Source organism: Bacillus sp. FSL R5-0576 (assembly GCF_038004765.1).
GTDB classification, from domain to species: Bacteria; Bacillota; Bacilli; order Bacillales; family Bacillaceae; genus Bacillus; species Bacillus subtilis.
Genome location: NZ_JBBORU010000001.1, coordinates 3,258,542 through 3,274,801 on the forward strand (window position 1 = coordinate 3,258,542; position 16,260 = coordinate 3,274,801).

Consider the following 16,260-nt stretch of genomic DNA (forward strand, 5'->3'; position numbering starts at 1 on the left):
TCCTCAAATAGGAAAAATCAACTTTAATATAGCGGTATTAGATCTGCATGAATCAAAAAATCCTCTTTTATGAAGTCGGAGAAGGAACTCTAGCGGCTGCAAAATGGGTTCTCGTAGTCGCTTGAATGACTCCTGCGGCAGTACTCCTCATTGCAACTGTCACCGTATCTCCGGCGTTTAACTGAAGAATTTCCGTAATGGCTACGACAGCGGGGAGATTCCCTGCTTGAAATTGGTTATTTCCGCCGCCTACCACATCTTGATTCACGAGAAATACGACTTCTAAGTTGAAGCCAACATTCGCATTCGCTTGAAATTCAACTGATGCATTAAGAGAATACACGCCTGCTGTTCTCGGGGAAAATGTAGATGTGCCGGGGTTATATTCATTCGCCAAATCAAATTGGACATTTTGAAAAAGAACTCCGCTGGCTGCATTTGCAGCAACTGACAGATTCATATTGCTGGTGGCTCTGAAAGCAGAAATAGGCTGGTTCGTCATTGGTGCGAAGGACTGGTTTTGTTGAGCTGATGGGGTATTTCCATTTGTGACACTTGGTGATAAAAGAGGTTCCGGTCGATCGTTCCTCTTAATCCATTTAGTTGGCCGGGGCTGCATAACTTTTTCCTCCTTATAAGCCTTACGCTTCTATCATTTGTTTGCTAGTTAATACATTATTATATTAATCGTTACAGACATTGAAACGGTATCTGCCCGACTGTATTCAAAAATAGAAATCACAGCAGCATGTTCCAAAACAGATTACTGCTTTTGATCCAAGAGGCATGCTTCATCAAGGCATCAGACGATCTTATATGAAAGACCTCAGTTAGAGATCCTTTTTAAAACATCACATATACCTGTCTTTCACTATTATTTAGTGAAATGAGATATTATGATATTTTCTGAATTGTGATTAAAAAGGCAACTTTATGCCCATGCAACAGAAACTATAACAAATACAGAGAATGAAAAGAAACAGATAGATTTTTTAGTTCTTTAGGCCCGTAGTATGCAAATCCTTTTATGATTTTCTATCAAACAAAAGAGGAAAATAGACCAGTTGCAATCCAAACGAGAGTCTAATAGAATGAGGTCGAAAAGTAAATCGAGCGGGTTTGTTACTGATAAAGCAGGCAAGACCTAAAATGTGTAAAGGGCAAAGTGTATACTTTGGCGTCACCCCTTACATATTTTAGGTCTTTTTTTATTGTGCGTAACTAACTTGCCATCTTCAAACAGGAGGGCTGGAAGAAGCAGACCGCTAACACAGTACATAAAAAAGGAGACATGAACGATGAACATCAAAAAGTTTGCAAAACAAGCAACAGTATTAACCTTTACTACCGCACTGCTGGCAGGAGGCGCAACTCAAGCGTTTGCGAAAGAAACGAACCAAAAGCCATATAAGGAAACATACGGCATTTCCCATATTACACGCCATGATATGCTGCAAATCCCTGAACAGCAAAAAAATGAAAAATATCAAGTGCCTGAATTCGATTCGTCCACAATTAAAAATATCTCTTCTGCAAAAGGCCTGGACGTTTGGGACAGCTGGCCATTACAAAACGCTGACGGCACTGTCGCAAACTATCACGGCTACCACATCGTCTTTGCATTAGCCGGAGATCCTAAAAATGCGGATGACACATCGATTTACATGTTCTATCAAAAAGTCGGCGAAACTTCTATTGACAGCTGGAAAAACGCTGGCCGCGTCTTTAAAGACAGCGACAAATTCGATGCAAATGATTCTATCCTAAAAGACCAAACGCAAGAATGGTCAGGTTCAGCCACATTTACATCTGACGGAAAAATCCGTTTATTCTACACTGATTTCTCCGGTAAACATTACGGCAAACAAACACTGACAACTGCACAAGTTAACGTATCAACATCAGACAGCTCTTTGAACATCAACGGTGTAGAGGATCATAAATCAATCTTTGACGGCGACGGCAAAACGTATCAAAATGTACAGCAGTTCATCGATGAAGGCAACTACAGCTCAGGCGACAACCATACGCTGAGAGATCCTCACTACGTAGAAGATAAAGGCCACAAATACTTAGTATTTGAAGCAAACACTGGAACTGAAGATGGCTACCAAGGCGAAGAATCTTTATTTAACAAAGCATACTATGGCAAAAGCACATCATTCTTCCGTCAAGAAAGTCAAAAGCTTCTGCAAAGTGATAAAAAGCGCACTGCTGAATTAGCAAACGGCGCACTCGGCATGATCGAGCTAAATGATGACTACACACTGAAAAAAGTGATGAAACCGCTGATTGCATCTAACACAGTAACAGATGAAATTGAACGCGCGAACGTCTTTAAAATGAACGGCAAATGGTACCTGTTCACTGACTCCCGCGGATCAAAAATGACGATTGACGGCATTACGTCTAACGATATTTACATGCTTGGCTATGTTTCTAATTCTTTAACTGGCCCATACAAGCCGCTGAACAAAACTGGCCTTGTGTTAAAAATGGATCTTGATCCTAACGATGTAACCTTTACTTACTCACACTTCGCTGTACCTCAAGCGAAAGGAAACAATGTCGTGATTACAAGCTATATGACAAACAGAGGATTCTACGCAGACAAACAATCAACGTTTGCGCCAAGCTTCCTGCTGAACATCAAAGGCAAGAAAACATCTGTTGTCAAAGACAGCATCCTTGAACAAGGACAATTAACAGTTAACAAATAAAAACGCAAAAGAAAATGCCGATATCCTATTGGCATTTTCTTTTATTTCTTATCAACATAAAGGTGAATCCCATATGAACTATATAAAAGCAGGCAAATGGCTAACCGTATTCCTAACCTTTTTAGGAATATTGCTGTTTATCGACTTATTTCCAAAAGAAGGACATGACCAAAAAACAAAATCAAAACAGAAGCCGGACTACCGGGCGGCATATCATTTTACGACGCCGGATAAATGGAAAAATGACCCTCAAAAACCGATCTATTTTGATGGCAAGTATCATTATTTCTATCTATATAACCGGGATTATCCAAAAGGCAACGGCACAGAATGGCGCCATGCCGTCTCAGACGATTTGGTGCACTGGACCGATGAAGGCGTGGCGATTCCGAAATATACAAACCCGGACGGTGATATTTGGACCGGTTCCGTCGTGGTGGATAAAGAGAACACAGCCGGCTTCGGGAAAAATGCGCTTGTCGCGATTGTGACACAGCCCTCAGCCAAAGACAAAAAACAGGAGCAATATTTGTGGTACAGCACAGACAAAGGAAAATCATTCAAATTCTACAGTGGCAACCCCGTTATGCCTAATCCGGGTACAGACGATTTCAGAGATCCGAAAGTCATATGGGATGACCAAGATAACAAATGGGTCATGGTCATGGCTGAAGGATCAAAAATCGGCTTTTATGAATCCGATAATCTTAAGGACTGGCATTACACAAGCGGATTCTTCCCAGAACAGACGGGAATGGTGGAATGTCCCGACCTCTACATGATGCGGGCAAGCGACGGAACGAATAAGTGGGTTCTCGGTGCCAGCGCGAACGGCAAACCGTGGGGCAAACCAAATACGTACGCCTACTGGACCGGAAGCTTCGACGGAAAAGAATTCAAAGCGGATCAGACTGAAGCCCAATGGCTTGACTATGGCTTCGACTGGTATGGCGGTGTGACGTTCGAAGACAGCAAAAGCACAGATCCATTAGAAAAGCGGTACGCGCTTGCCTGGATGAACAATTGGGATTATGCCAACAACACCCCGACAATGAAGAACGGCTTTAACGGCACAGATTCTGTCATACGCGAACTCCGGCTGAAGGAGCAGGATGGAACATACAGCCTCTTCTCACAGCCGATTGAAGCTTTGGAGCAGCTGACTGTTTCAACTGACGAAATAGAGGATCAGGATGTGAACGGATCAAAAACACTGTCGATAACAGGTGATACGTACCAGCTTGATACGGATCTTTCTTGGTCAGAGCTTAAGAATGCAGGCGTCAGGCTCAGAGAATCAGAAGACCAAAAACGCCATATTGATGTCGGTATTTTCGCTGAAGGCGGCTATGCTTATGTCAATAGAGCAGCCACAAATCAGCCTGACAAAAGCAATACCTTTGTCGAAAGCAAAGCACCTTACGATGTAAGCAAACATAAGGTGCATTTGAAAATACTTGTCGATAAAACAACGATAGAAGTATTTGTAGGCGACGGGAAAACCGTTTTTTCAAATGAAGTCTTCCCAAAGCCTGAAGATAAAGGCATTACCCTTTTTTCTGATGGCGGCACAGCCTCCTTCAAAAATATCACCGTGAAACACTTTGATTCGATTCATGAATAAAAACAGGGGAAGCGCAGGCTGCCTCTGTTTTTTTATTTGGAGCGGTATTCTCTGTTACATATTGGGCATTGTAAGGAATATAAGGCTGGTTTCAAAGGAGGAAGCGAATGTCTAAACAAGGAAATTTTCAAAAATCAATGTCGCTGTTTGATCTGATTTTGATTGGGATGGGAGCCATCTTTGGATCAGCGTGGCTGTTCGCTGTCAGTAATGTCGCTTCAAAAGCAGGGCCCTCCGGCGCTTTTTCCTGGATCCTCGGAGGAGCCATTATTTTGTTAATCGGGCTTGTATATGCGGAGCTCGGAGCCGCTCTGCCCCGTACCGGAGGCATCATTCGATACCCCGTTTATTCACATGGCCACCTTGTCGGCTACTTAATTTCGTTTGTCACGATTGTCGCTTATACAAGCTTGATTTCAATTGAAGTGACAGCTGTGCGCCAGTATGTGGCCTATTGGTTTCCCGGCCTGACCATTAAAGGGTCTGATTCGCCGACCATTTCCGGCTGGATCTTGCAGTTTGCCCTATTATGCTTGTTTTTCCTGCTGAATTATTGGAGCGTCAAAACCTTCGCTAAGGCGAATTTCATCATATCGATTTTTAAATATATTGTGCCGATTACCATCATTATTGTGCTGATCTTTCATTTTCAGCCGGAGAATTTATCCGTTCAAGGATTTGCACCGTTTGGATTTACAGGTATTCAGGCTGCCATCTCGACAGGCGGCGTCATGTTTGCGTATCTCGGCCTGCATCCGATTGTATCTGTAGCAGGTGAAGTCCAAAATCCAAAACGCAATATCCCGATCGCTTTAATCATTTGCATCATCGTTTCAACCATCATTTATACTGTTTTGCAGGTCACCTTTATTGGTGCAATCCCGACAGAAACACTGAAACATGGCTGGCCCGCAATTGGCCGGGAGTTCTCATTGCCGTTTAAGGATATTGCGGTCATGCTCGGATTAGGCTGGCTTGCAACGCTTGTCATTTTAGACGCCATTCTGTCTCCCGGAGGAAACGGGAATATCTTTATGAATACGACATCCCGCCTTGTTTACGCCTGGGCGCGTAACGGCACATTATTCGGCATATTCTCAAAGGTCAATAAAGATACGGGGACACCCCGCGCTTCGCTTTGGCTTTCGTTTGCCCTGTCCATTTTCTGGACACTTCCCTTTCCTTCGTGGAACGCGCTCGTCAATGTCTGTTCAGTCGCGCTCATTCTTTCATATGCGATTGCACCCATTTCTTCAGCTGCGCTAAGGGTCAACGCGAAGGACTTAAACAGGCCGTTTTATTTAAAGGGAATGAGCATTATCGGGCCGCTTTCCTTTATATTTACAGCGTTTATCGTGTACTGGTCAGGATGGAAAACAGTCTCCTGGCTGCTCGGTTCACAGCTCGTGATGTTTTTGATCTATCTCTGTTTCAGCAAATATACGCCTAAAGAAGATGTCAGCCTCGCTCAGCAGCTGAAATCAGCCTGGTGGCTTATCGGGTTTTATATTATGATGCTGATCTTTTCCTACATCGGTTCTTTCGGACATGGTTTAGGGATTATCAGCAATCCCGTCGACCTCATTTTAGTCGCGATCGGCTCACTTGCGGTTTATTACTGGGCAAAGTATACCGGGCTCCCAAAAGCCGCCATTGATTACGATAAATAAAGAAGCAAGAGGTTTTCTTGCTTCTTTATTCTTTACAAACATACATACACGCGATAAAATGAATGAGAGTCAGTCATTACTGGAGGTGTTCCTCATGCCAAAACAAACATCGGGTAAATACGAAAAAATTTTGCAGGCGGCCATAGAAGTCATTTCTGAAAAAGGCCTCGACAAAGCTTCTATTTCTGATATTGTCAAAAAGGCCGGCACTGCCCAAGGAACATTCTATTTGTATTTTTCATCTAAAAATGCCCTCATACCGGCCATTGCAGAAAATCTTCTCACCCATACACTTGATCAAATCAAAGGTAGGCTGCATGGGGACGAGGATTTTTGGACCGTTTTAGATATATTAATTGATGAGACTTTTCTCATTACAGAACGCCATAAGGATATTATTGTCCTCTGTTATTCCGGGCTTGCGATCGACCACTCCATGGAAAAATGGGAAACGATCTATCAGCCTTATTATTCCTGGCTTGAACAAATCATCAACAAGGCCATTGCAAACCATGAGGTAACGGAAGGAATCAATTCAAAATGGACGGCCAGAACGATTATCAACTTGGTCGAGAATACTGCGGAACGATTCTATATCGGATTTGAACAAGATGAAAATGTTGAAGTGTATAAAAAGGAAATTTTCACTTTCTTAAAACGGAGCTTAGGTACTGCTTAAAAAATGACTGGGTAACACCGCTCATTTTTTAATGCCCTAAAAATGACTGACGTTCATTCATAAAATAGAGAGGTGTTTCATTTGAATTGGGTTCTTGTTTTTATTGCAGGGCTTTTAGAGGTTGTTTGGGCCTCTTCCCTCAAACATGCCGATTCGCTTTTGGATTGGATCATCATTTTTATCTTAATCGCGGTCAGCTTTATCCTGTTGATCCGCTCTTATCAAAAAATCCCGATGGCCGCCGCGTACACTGTGTTTGTGGGAATCGGAACCGTCGGAACATATCTGACTGGAATTGTTCTGGGCGAATCCTTCTCAGCAGCCCAAATATTCTTTTTAGCTTTATTGCTGGCTGGCATTTTAGGAATGAAATTATTTACGAAAGAAAGCAAATCTCAGCCGGGAGGTGAACAATAATGGCATGGTTTTTATTAGTGATTGCCGGCATAGAAGAAATTATAGCTGCCATTGCCATGAAATATATAGACGGAACAAGAAAAAAATGGCCGATCATTGTGATGACTGTTGGATTCGGCTTATCCTTTTACTGTCTTTCCCAAGCGATGATCGTCCTGCCTGCCGGAGTCGCATATGCCGTCTGGACTGGCATTGGAAGCATTGGTGTTTCGGCGGTCGGGCTCATCTGGTTTAAGGAGCGATTTCAGCTTTCACAGGTGATTTCACTTTGCCTTATCCTAGCCGGCGTCATCGGCCTGCGTCTTACGTCATCTTCATAAAATCAAGGCATATACAGCTGTATATGCCTTTGCCATTAAGCTTCGTGATGTTTTTGAAGATGAAGCGGCGGCGGGATGAGCCAGCCTTTGTTTTTTAGCAGCCTTAAGTATTTTGCGCCAGTTGCCGCTTTCGACATATGAAATTGCCCAAACATCATGGCAATATCCTCACGAATCGATTGCCCCATCATTTTGCTGCATGTCACAAGACCTGCAGCATTTTGTGCTGCCGCGGAGGCCGCCACATCCGGATCGAGAAACCGTGCGCCAGGCGGAATATCGTTAAGATCTGCTGTCGGCGGTTCAGGAGAAGCCGGCGGCAGCGCCACCCCGTTTTCTTTCAGGATCGTGCTGACCTGTTTGATTTCATCTTGGCATTTCTCAATAGACTCACGAAGCAGCTTCTTCAGGTCATCATCACCGACATGATTCAATAGCATTTGGTAATTGCCGACCATTTTATTGCCCGCCATCACATAACTCCACAAGCCGAATACCTCACCGTAATGCATCGGTTCATCCTGCGGATTCCCGCTTAAAATACCCATGTTCATCCTCCTCGCAAATTCAATATCGCACATTTCATAAACTGCCCGGTAGGAGGAAAATTTATGTTCCAGCGGGAGAGATTTATGAAACAAAAAAGACAAGAGTGGTGAAATGCAAAAACTCTTGTCTTTCCTCTTTTTATGTTCGCCTGCTAAACAGCCTTTTTTCTCGGTGAGGCCTGCTGAGAAACCAGTTGATTCTAATTTTTTCATAAGCTTTTGAGCAATCTTCCTGTCAAACCCTCCAACAAGAATCTTTTTTCTTATCGTTTTTAGAGCCATGTACAGATTTTTTCCGTGTAAATATTCGATCGTGGTAAAAAGAAAAGTGAGATAAAAATGGGATAACGCATGATGAAGGTTGAAAAATCGAATGATTAGGACAAGAGATGTTCATTCATTCATCCATACAACAGACTCTAGATAAACATATACTGAATGATAGTTTTAATTAGAAAGGAGAAACCAGCTTTGGCAAAATATCGGATCATAACCTTTGATGGGGGAGGTACCTTAGGTGCTTTAAGTTTACAGCTGATGAACAGACTGGCTAAACAAAATCCAACATTAATAAGTCGAACTCATGTATTTTCGGGAAATTCAATCGGTTCATTTACTGCCCTTGCATTAGCAAGCGGAAGATCTCCGAAGGAAACACTTCAGTATTTTGAGGATGAAATCCTGCCCGCATTCAGCATTTCCCGGCCGGGCGGACCTGTTTTCAATCAACAATTACCATACTCCGGTTTTATAAAAGCAGTACGAAATTTTTTCCCAGCAGACCTTCGTCTTAAAGATGTAAGAAAACGAATTGTTGTCCCATCATTCAAATTATATTCTCCAAAACTGGATCGTTGGACTCCTGTATTATTTCACAACTTTCCCGGCTCTCCCTATTTCAATGAGAAAGTAAGTGATGTCATACTGCGGAGCAGCGGTGCTCCCGCGACGCAACGGGCCTATCAAAACTATGTGGACGGATATGTAGTAGCAACGAATCCTAGTACAGCCAGTATCGCGTTTGCGGTTGGTAAAGCCAACGTACCACTGGATCAAATTGCGGCATTATCCATTGGAACAGGTGAAGCCCCGACTCGTTTAAGAAGAGATACGAGGGGGTGGGGAATGGTAAGTGCAGATAACATACGTCCTGAAAATCTGAAGAACCTTCCTCCAAATTGGGGAGTTCTTTTGGACAGATCGCCTAATGAACCTCTACTGCCATTTCTTCAGATGATCTCTGGCGGAAATGGTTACTACGAATCCATGGTCAGCGCGAATCTTCTGGGAGATCGCTTTTTTCGGCTAGATCCACGAATTCCAAACTTCTCCAAAACGGATCCTACCGTGTTTCCCGCTCTCATTGAGATTGCGAACAAAACCAATTTACAACCTGTGATTCAATTTATAGAGAAGAACTGGAGGACCAAATAAATTTTTATTTTAAAACTATTCTCACTTACATTTCTAACTTACCACTTTTCTCTGAGAAAAGTATTCTCGAATAAAAACAGGCAATGGGTAAAAGGAATTTTTTTCTTCTTGTTTTGACAATAAAGTTGTTTACAAGTGTAATGTCTCTTTGGATTCCAACAAGTAAACAACATTTTTGCAAAGTATCAGTAAGAACCGGATTTTTTTTAAGTGTTATTCAAAGCTAATAAGACAATCGCATAATGATTGATTTGAAGTTTATTTCAAAACTCGAAGGTTTACTATGCCTCTTTTTTCACACAAAAAAGACAAGAGCGGCAAATCGCCAAACCCTTGTCTTTCCTGTTGTTCTATTGGACGCGCTCGGAGGGATTCGAACCCCCGACAGACGTGGTACCGGAAACCACCGCTCTATCCAACTGAGCTACGAGCGCAGAATGACTGCGTTATGAGAACGTCAGCACAACTAATTATACGATAATTCCATTCAAATAACAACCCTCTATTTCGAGAGGCCGTTTTTTAAATAGACAAAGCATCTTAATTGGCAATCTGACATACGATGGTTTGAACCCCTGTATTTTTGGGGAAAATGGGAAAAAGAGACGACTTTGCATATCAGGCCAGCTTTTTGTTTGACCTTTATTGACCAAAAATGTATCATGTAACTACATACTTACCTAAAAGGTGAAGGAGGAGCATTATGAATTTAATACCTACAGTCATTGAACAAACGAACCGCGGGGAAAGAGCGTATGACATTTATTCTCGTCTATTAAAGGATCGTATCATCATGCTTGGATCTGCGATTGATGACAACGTTGCGAACTCCATCGTGTCACAGCTTTTATTCTTAGCAGCAGAAGACCCTGAAAAAGAAATTTCTCTTTACATCAACAGCCCGGGCGGCTCTATTACAGCCGGTATGGCGATCTATGATACCATGCAGTTTATTAAGCCGAAGGTATCTACAATTTGTATCGGTATGGCTGCGTCAATGGGAGCGTTCCTGCTTGCAGCCGGCGAAAAAGGCAAACGCTATGCGCTTCCAAACAGTGAAGTCATGATTCACCAGCCTCTTGGCGGTGCGCAAGGTCAGGCGACAGAAATTGAAATTGCCGCGAAACGCATTCTCTTGCTTCGCGACAAATTAAACAAAGTCCTTGCTGAACGTACTGGCCAGCCGCTTGAAGTGATCGAACGCGACACAGACCGTGATAACTTCAAGTCTGCTGAAGAAGCGCTTGAATACGGCCTGATTGACAAAATTTTGACTCACACAGAAGATAAAAAGTAATAATACAACCTGCAAGAGCTGCGTCTCTTGCAGGTTTTTTTCATTACAAGGAATTGACTCCCTTAAACACTTTTTATTCTATACTGCTCCCATTCCTCATGTAACAGCTCAAGCGTCAAATCATTCGTCTGCCTCACAACCAGATCAGCACCAAGCATCGGCTGTCCTTGACCGACACCAACCGCAAACATCCCCGCAGATTTGATTGCAGAAATGCCTGCTTCTGCGTCTTCTATTGCAGCGCAATCAGCAGGGGAAACATCGAGCATCGCTGCAGCTGTTAAAAAGATGTCAGGATCAGGCTTCCCCTTCGCAAGAGCCGTCGGATCAACAATGGCATCAAAATCATCGATAATTGCCAAACGTCTTAAAATCTTAGGAGCATTGCGGCTTGAAGATGCTAACCCGATTTTTATATTTTCGTTTTTCAATTGACATAGAAGCCTGCCAATCCCCGGTAAAAGATCTTCCGGCGTCAATTTGCTGATCAGCGTTTGATAATCGCGATTTTTCCGATGCATAAGCTCTTGTTTCTCCGCATTTGTATACTTTGTTTCCGCACCGCCAAAGATCAATATGCTTTCAAGTGACTCTTCTCTGCTGATTCCTTTTAGCCTTTCATTCATGTCTCTGTCAAAAGGGATATTGATTTGTTCTGCGATATGCTTCCAAGCGAGAAAATGATATTCAGCCGTATCTGTTATCACTCCGTCTAAATCAAAAATGACCGCTTTCATATACTAATGACCATCACAGCTTCATAAGGTTTGAGGCTAATACTCTTTAAGTCAGCCCGCTCCTGCGGATAGTTTGAAATCAGCACTTTCCAACGCTCATGAATCAGTTCTGGAGGCGCTTCGAACAGAGCCTTTTCTTCCGATAAATTCACAACGACAAGAAGCTTTTCCCCTTGATATTCTCGAAGGTAAGAAAAGACCTGCGGATCATTCTCCTGCAACAGCTGATAATCGCCATATATCATAATCTTATATTGCTTTCGTAATTGAATGAGCTTCTGATAGTAAAAGAAAATCGAATCTTGATCTTCCAAGGACTCTTTCACATTGATATCTTGATAGCGGGAATTTACCGGTAGCCACGGGTCTCCGGCTGTGAATCCCGCATGTTTTCCGGCATCCCACTGCATCGGTGTTCTCGCATGATCCCTTCCTTTTATCATCACGGCTTTGACAAACTCTTTTTCTGACATCGTTTTGTTTTCGACGACTAGTTCACGATATGCATTCTTTATTTCAAGATCATCATACATCTCCAGCCGCATATCGCTGTTGACCATGCCGATTTCTTCTCCCTGGTAAATAAACGGCGTTCCTTTCATGCCGTGCAGAACCGTTGCAAATGCCTTCGCACATTCCTTACGCAGCTTCCTGTCATTGCCCCAGCGGGAAATAACCCTCGGCTGGTCATGGTTCTCAAAATACAGGGTATTCCAGCCGACATTCATTAACCCGGTCTGCCACCTTGTCATCGTCTTTTTTAAAGCAATCAAATCAAATGGCTTGATCTGCCATTTCCCATTTGGCGAGTTTTGTTCTGTATCAATATCCATATGTTCAAATGTAAAGATCATATTCAGCTCTTGCCTGCTTGCATCTGTGTACTTTTTCGCCTCTTCAATATCAGAGCCGTTTGCCTCTCCGACTGTCATGCAGTCATAATGAGAAAGCACTTCCCTGTTCATCTCTTGAATAAACTCATGAAGACGGGGGCCGTTAGAGTGATAACGGCCGACAATATAGCTGCGGCTGTTATCCGTTTCGTAGTCCGGAAAATCGGTGTATTTAGAAATAGAGCCGATCACATCCATCCGCCAGCCGTCAACGCCTCTATCCATCCAGAATCTCATTACATCATAAACTTCCCGGCGAACGGCTTCGTTTTCCCAATTTAAATCAGGCTGTTTTTTTGAAAAGTAGTGCAAATAATACTGCCCTGTTCCTTCATCGTATGTCCACGCTGAGCCTGAAAAGATCGATCCCCAATTATTCGGCTCTGAGCCGTCCGGTTTAGGATCTTTCCAAAAATAATAATCCCGGTAAGGATTGTCCTTCGACTTGCGGCTTTCAGCAAACCAAGCATGCTCATCTGACGTGTGGTTCACGACCAAATCCATGACGATTTTCATTCCGCGTTTATGGACTTCATCAATCAGCTGAAACATATCTTCATTTGTCCCAAACTTTTCGTACATGTTTTTGTAATCGCTGATATCATATCCGTTGTCATCCTGCGGGGAATCAAATACCGGGGAGAGCCAGATGACATCCGCCCCGAGATTTTTGATGTAATCCAGCTTTTGAATCACACCTTGCAAATCCCCGAATCCATCTCCATTGGCATCATAAAAACTGCGCGGGTAAATTTGATAAACGACAGCTTCTTTCCACCATTCACTCATTAGGCGTTCTCCTTTCACATCGTCCCTGTAGGACAACTGGTTCCTCATAAACGTTCATGTGCAGCGGCTCGCCTTTTACAAGCTCAAAAATAACGCGCTTTTCGTCAACCGTCACATTGATTAATCGATTTCGATAATTGATGTTGAATGAATATTCGTCCCATTCTTTCGGCAAAAACGGAGCAAATGACAGCGTCTCATTCGCGGTGCGCATGCCTGCAAAGCCATGAACGATTGCCAGCCAGCTCCCCGTCATTGAAGTAATATGCAAGCCTTCTTCCGTATCATGATTGTAATTATCAAGATCAAGCCTTGCTGTGCGCTTATATAATTCGAGCGCTTTCTTTTCCAGCTTGAGTTCGGCTGCGAGAATCGCATGGACAGAGGGCGATAGGCTTGATTCATGAACAGTCATCGGCTCATAAAATTCAAAATTTCGCCGTTTTTCTTCCATTGTAAAACGGTCATTAAAAAGATAAATGCCTTGGAGAACATCTGCCTGCTTAATAAAATTGGAGCGGAGAATCTTGTCCCATGACCATTTCTGATAAAGAGGCCGCTCCGCTGGATCTAATTCGTCAACTGCTTGCAGATCTTTGTCCAAGAACGTGTCATGCTGAACGAAAATTTGCAGTTCTTCACTATACGGATAGTACATGTGCTGGATGATTTCTCTCCAGACTTTCAATTCTTCTTCCTGCACATCCAGAAGGCGGCGTTTCTCCGCTGAGATACTTTCGAGACTTTGTAGAGTATACTCCAACGTCCAAGCCGCAATGACATTCGTATACCAATTGTTGTTAACGTTGTTTTCGTATTCATTCGGCCCTGTGACGCCATGAATCATATACTTATTTTTTCGTTTCGAGAAGTGAACACGGTCGGCCCAAAATCTGCTGACTGCCACAAGAACGTCTATCCCGTATTCTTCCATATAGTTACGGTCGCCTGTATAATTGATATAATTGTAGATCGCATAACAGATCGCGCCATTGCGGTGAATTTCTTCAAAGGTGATTTCCCATTCGTTGTGGCATTCATCACCGGTGAACGTCACCATCGGATAAAGAGCCCCCTTCATCCCCAATTTTGCAGCGTTTCGTTTGGCAGCCTCCAACTGATGAAAGCGATACAAAAGCAGGTTTTTCGTCACCTCCGGCTCGGCTGTCGCCAAATACATCGGAACGGCGTACGCCTCAGTATCCCAATATGCGGCACCTCCATATTTCTCGCCAGTAAATCCTTTCGGCCCGATATTCAAACGGGCATCGCCCCCGTAATATGTCGAGAATAACTGAAAGATGTTGTAGCGTATTCCTTGTTGAAGCTCCTCATCTCCTTTAATCTCAATGTCCGCTTTTGCCCATCTTTCCTTCCATCGATCAGTGTGCCTCCGTTTTGCATCTTCATAGCCGTTCTCTACCACATCCGACAAAAGCTCCTTGGCTTTCGATAAAAGCTCTTCCTCCCGAAAATCACGGGAAGTCGTGACAATCACAAACTTTTTCAATGATGCCTTCGTTTGATAACTGTAGCGATTCTCGACATACATTTCATTCGTTTTAAAGCTTTCATTGACAAAACCCTCCGTCTCGTTTGCCATCGCGGCTAAAACCGTGAAGTGCGGTGTTCCAAATGGATTTTCGATCGTTTTTGCCGCTAAATGGCCGCTGTGAGAATCAGCACCTTTCGCTTCCTCCTGCCAAAACTGTTCTTGGTAGTTAGAATCTTCATTTGCCACATTTCCATCCAGGTAAGGAACAAGCGTAATGACAGCATCTCCCGTCAGGCACTCCGCTTCATAATGAATCGCACAAAGTTCTTTTACAGCAAGGCTAAGAAACCGCTCTGACCTGATTCTGACGGATTTATCCTGAATGCGGACAACAGCTTTTCGCCGCAGAATCCCCTCTTTCATATTGAGTTCTACCTCAAATGATTCGATTGGGTTTTGATGGAGATCTATTTTTTCACCGTCAACATATAGGCCTATGCCTATAAAGTTCATCGCATTGATCACTTTTCCGAAATATTCTGGATACCCGTTTTTCCACCAGCCTACTCGCGTTTTGTCGGGGAACCACACGCCTGCAATATATGTGCCTTGGTGACTGTCGCCTGAATAGCCTTCTTCAAAATTTCCTCTGACCCCCATATAGCCATTGGCAAGAGACGTCAGGCTTTCCAGCAGCCGTGTATGCTCCTTATTAAATGTATTTGTTTTGATTTTCCATTCATCAATCTCAAATAACCGCTGATTTATCATCATTTCCTCCCGAATGTAAGTTTCCATTATCACGGCGGGTTTTGGTCAAATATCTAAATGCAAAAGAAATCATCAAAGTAACGCCACACGAATGGATCATCAATACAGTAATCAAATCAAAATGAACCATGCCGATAGCAGCTGCCGCAAATGCCGGCAGTGCTGATGCGCAAATCGCTATAGATGCCGCTTCCTTGAATGATGCAATAGAAACCATGTTTGATATTTTTGTGATCCAGAGGCCTCCGGCAAGAACAAACGTTAACAAAAGCTGGATCATAGAAACCACCGTATATGCCAGCATCATGATCATCGGCTTATACTGTGCCAACCATAATGTATCGATCAAAACCTCTACATCATGGACGTTTGGTTTCTCGAGCTTAACGTCCATTTTCGCATAGCCAACAGAAAACCCCGTTTCGTTTTGATCGGTGATCACCAGTTGATCAGGTTGAAATATGACGGCGTTTTCAAATCCAGTTACTTTCAATCGCCCATTTTCACCGCTTGTCTCATATTCATGCTTCATATCAACTGCCATCACATTCTGCCCATCTTCAATCCTCTCAGAGCTCTTCCCGCCTGTTAGTTTTCCGTTCCTGATTTGAAAACCCTGTAATTGATCAGCAAATTGATCATTAACTCCTTGAATCGCTGACGGCATAAAAGATGCAACGCTGAAGCGATCCATTTTCACAAACGAAACCGCTAACGGCGCCATTAAGCAGGCCGTTAAAAACATAAAGAGAAAAGAGAGCTGCAGCCAGCTGAAGGTATTCCCATAGCTGCAAACACCTGATGGAGATGCAGCCGCTTTCAGGCAGCGGATGATAAAGCTTTTATTCTCCAGATTCTTCATTGAA

General features: G+C 43.2%; 14 protein-coding genes, 1 tRNA gene and 1 pseudogene. 8 read left to right on the forward strand and 8 right to left on the reverse strand.

Annotated features, from left to right (window positions below; translation table 11 throughout):
• Positions 1-67: 67 nt before the first annotated feature.
• Positions 68-619 (reverse strand): C1q-like domain-containing protein, encoded by a 552-nt coding sequence (locus NX903_RS16790; protein WP_029946010.1) that lies wholly within the window; start codon positions 617-619, stop codon positions 68-70.
• Between the two features lie 679 nt (positions 620-1,298).
• Between NX903_RS16790 and sacB the strand changes: the two genes are divergently transcribed.
• The 6 genes from sacB to NX903_RS16820 all read left to right on the forward strand — a co-directional run bounded on the left by sacB (position 1,299) and on the right by NX903_RS16820 (position 7,430).
• On the forward strand, positions 1,299-2,720 hold the full coding sequence (gene sacB, locus NX903_RS16795; RefSeq protein WP_086344351.1) for a levansucrase: 1,422 nt from the start codon (positions 1,299-1,301) through the stop codon (positions 2,718-2,720).
• A 73-nt stretch (positions 2,721-2,793) separates the two neighbouring features.
• On the forward strand, positions 2,794-4,344 hold the full coding sequence (levB, locus tag NX903_RS16800; RefSeq protein ID WP_086344352.1) for a 2,6-beta-fructan 6-levanbiohydrolase: 1,551 nt from the start codon (positions 2,794-2,796) through the stop codon (positions 4,342-4,344).
• 107 nt (positions 4,345-4,451) lie between these two features.
• Positions 4,452-6,014, forward strand: a complete 1,563-nt coding sequence (gene aspP, locus NX903_RS16805; protein ID WP_033883468.1) for an aspartate/proton symporter AspP — start codon at positions 4,452-4,454, stop codon at positions 6,012-6,014.
• A 94-nt stretch (positions 6,015-6,108) separates the two neighbouring features.
• Complete coding sequence (locus NX903_RS16810) at positions 6,109-6,693, forward strand: TetR family transcriptional regulator (RefSeq protein ID WP_003228226.1); 585 nt, start codon at positions 6,109-6,111, stop codon at positions 6,691-6,693.
• A gap of 81 nt (positions 6,694-6,774) precedes the next feature.
• Complete coding sequence (locus tag NX903_RS16815) at positions 6,775-7,110, forward strand: SMR family transporter (protein ID WP_086344353.1); 336 nt, start codon at positions 6,775-6,777, stop codon at positions 7,108-7,110.
• Positions 7,110-7,430 (forward strand): QacE family quaternary ammonium compound efflux SMR transporter, encoded by a 321-nt coding sequence (locus NX903_RS16820; RefSeq protein ID WP_003228222.1) that lies wholly within the window; start codon positions 7,110-7,112, stop codon positions 7,428-7,430. The genes NX903_RS16815 and NX903_RS16820 overlap by 1 nt, the downstream gene beginning before the upstream one ends.
• Positions 7,431-7,465: 35 nt before the next feature.
• Here the strand turns inward: NX903_RS16820 and NX903_RS16825 are convergent, their stop codons facing one another.
• Together NX903_RS16825 and NX903_RS20995 are read right to left on the reverse strand one after the other, a co-directional pair.
• Positions 7,466-7,978: a DUF3231 family protein gene (locus tag NX903_RS16825; RefSeq protein WP_014478056.1), complete on the reverse strand. Its 513-nt coding sequence runs from the start codon at positions 7,976-7,978 to the stop codon at positions 7,466-7,468.
• Positions 7,979-8,125: 147 nt separating this feature from the next.
• A pseudogene (locus NX903_RS20995) lies at positions 8,126-8,260 on the reverse strand (poly-gamma-glutamate hydrolase family protein); the annotation flags it as partial.
• Positions 8,261-8,449: 189 nt separating this feature from the next.
• Between NX903_RS20995 and cotR the strand changes: the two are divergent.
• Positions 8,450-9,412: a sporulation hydrolase CotR gene (gene cotR / locus NX903_RS16830; RefSeq protein ID WP_024573362.1), complete on the forward strand. Its 963-nt coding sequence runs from the start codon at positions 8,450-8,452 to the stop codon at positions 9,410-9,412.
• Between the two features lie 358 nt (positions 9,413-9,770).
• On the opposite strand, the gene NX903_RS16835 is transcribed toward cotR, so the two are convergent.
• Positions 9,771-9,846, reverse strand: a tRNA-Arg gene (locus NX903_RS16835).
• Positions 9,847-10,115: 269 nt separating this feature from the next.
• Between NX903_RS16835 and clpP the strand changes: the two genes are divergently transcribed.
• Positions 10,116-10,709: an ATP-dependent Clp endopeptidase proteolytic subunit ClpP gene (gene clpP, locus NX903_RS16840; protein ID WP_003228214.1), complete on the forward strand. Its 594-nt coding sequence runs from the start codon at positions 10,116-10,118 to the stop codon at positions 10,707-10,709.
• A 62-nt stretch (positions 10,710-10,771) separates the two neighbouring features.
• Here clpP and pgmB read toward each other — a convergent pair whose 3' ends face one another.
• The 4 genes from pgmB to NX903_RS16860 are packed head-to-tail and all read right to left on the reverse strand — an operon-like array spanning position 10,772 to position 16,256.
• Positions 10,772-11,446 carry a beta-phosphoglucomutase gene (gene pgmB / locus NX903_RS16845; protein WP_137201037.1) on the reverse strand — a complete coding sequence of 225 codons (675 nt, stop codon included), beginning with the start codon at positions 11,444-11,446 and terminating at the stop codon, positions 10,772-10,774.
• Entirely contained in the window at positions 11,443-13,128 is a 1,686-nt protein-coding gene (malL, locus tag NX903_RS16850; RefSeq protein WP_086344354.1) for an oligo-1,6-glucosidase, read from the reverse strand. The genes pgmB and malL overlap by 4 nt, the downstream gene beginning before the upstream one ends.
• Positions 13,121-15,394 (reverse strand): maltose phosphorylase, encoded by a 2,274-nt coding sequence (gene mdxK / locus NX903_RS16855; protein ID WP_086344355.1) that lies wholly within the window; start codon positions 15,392-15,394, stop codon positions 13,121-13,123. The genes malL and mdxK overlap by 8 nt, the downstream gene beginning before the upstream one ends.
• Positions 15,372-16,256, reverse strand: a complete 885-nt coding sequence (locus NX903_RS16860; protein ID WP_086344356.1) for a DUF1189 domain-containing protein — start codon at positions 16,254-16,256, stop codon at positions 15,372-15,374. The genes mdxK and NX903_RS16860 overlap by 23 nt, the downstream gene beginning before the upstream one ends.
• Positions 16,257-16,260 lie beyond the last annotated feature (4 nt).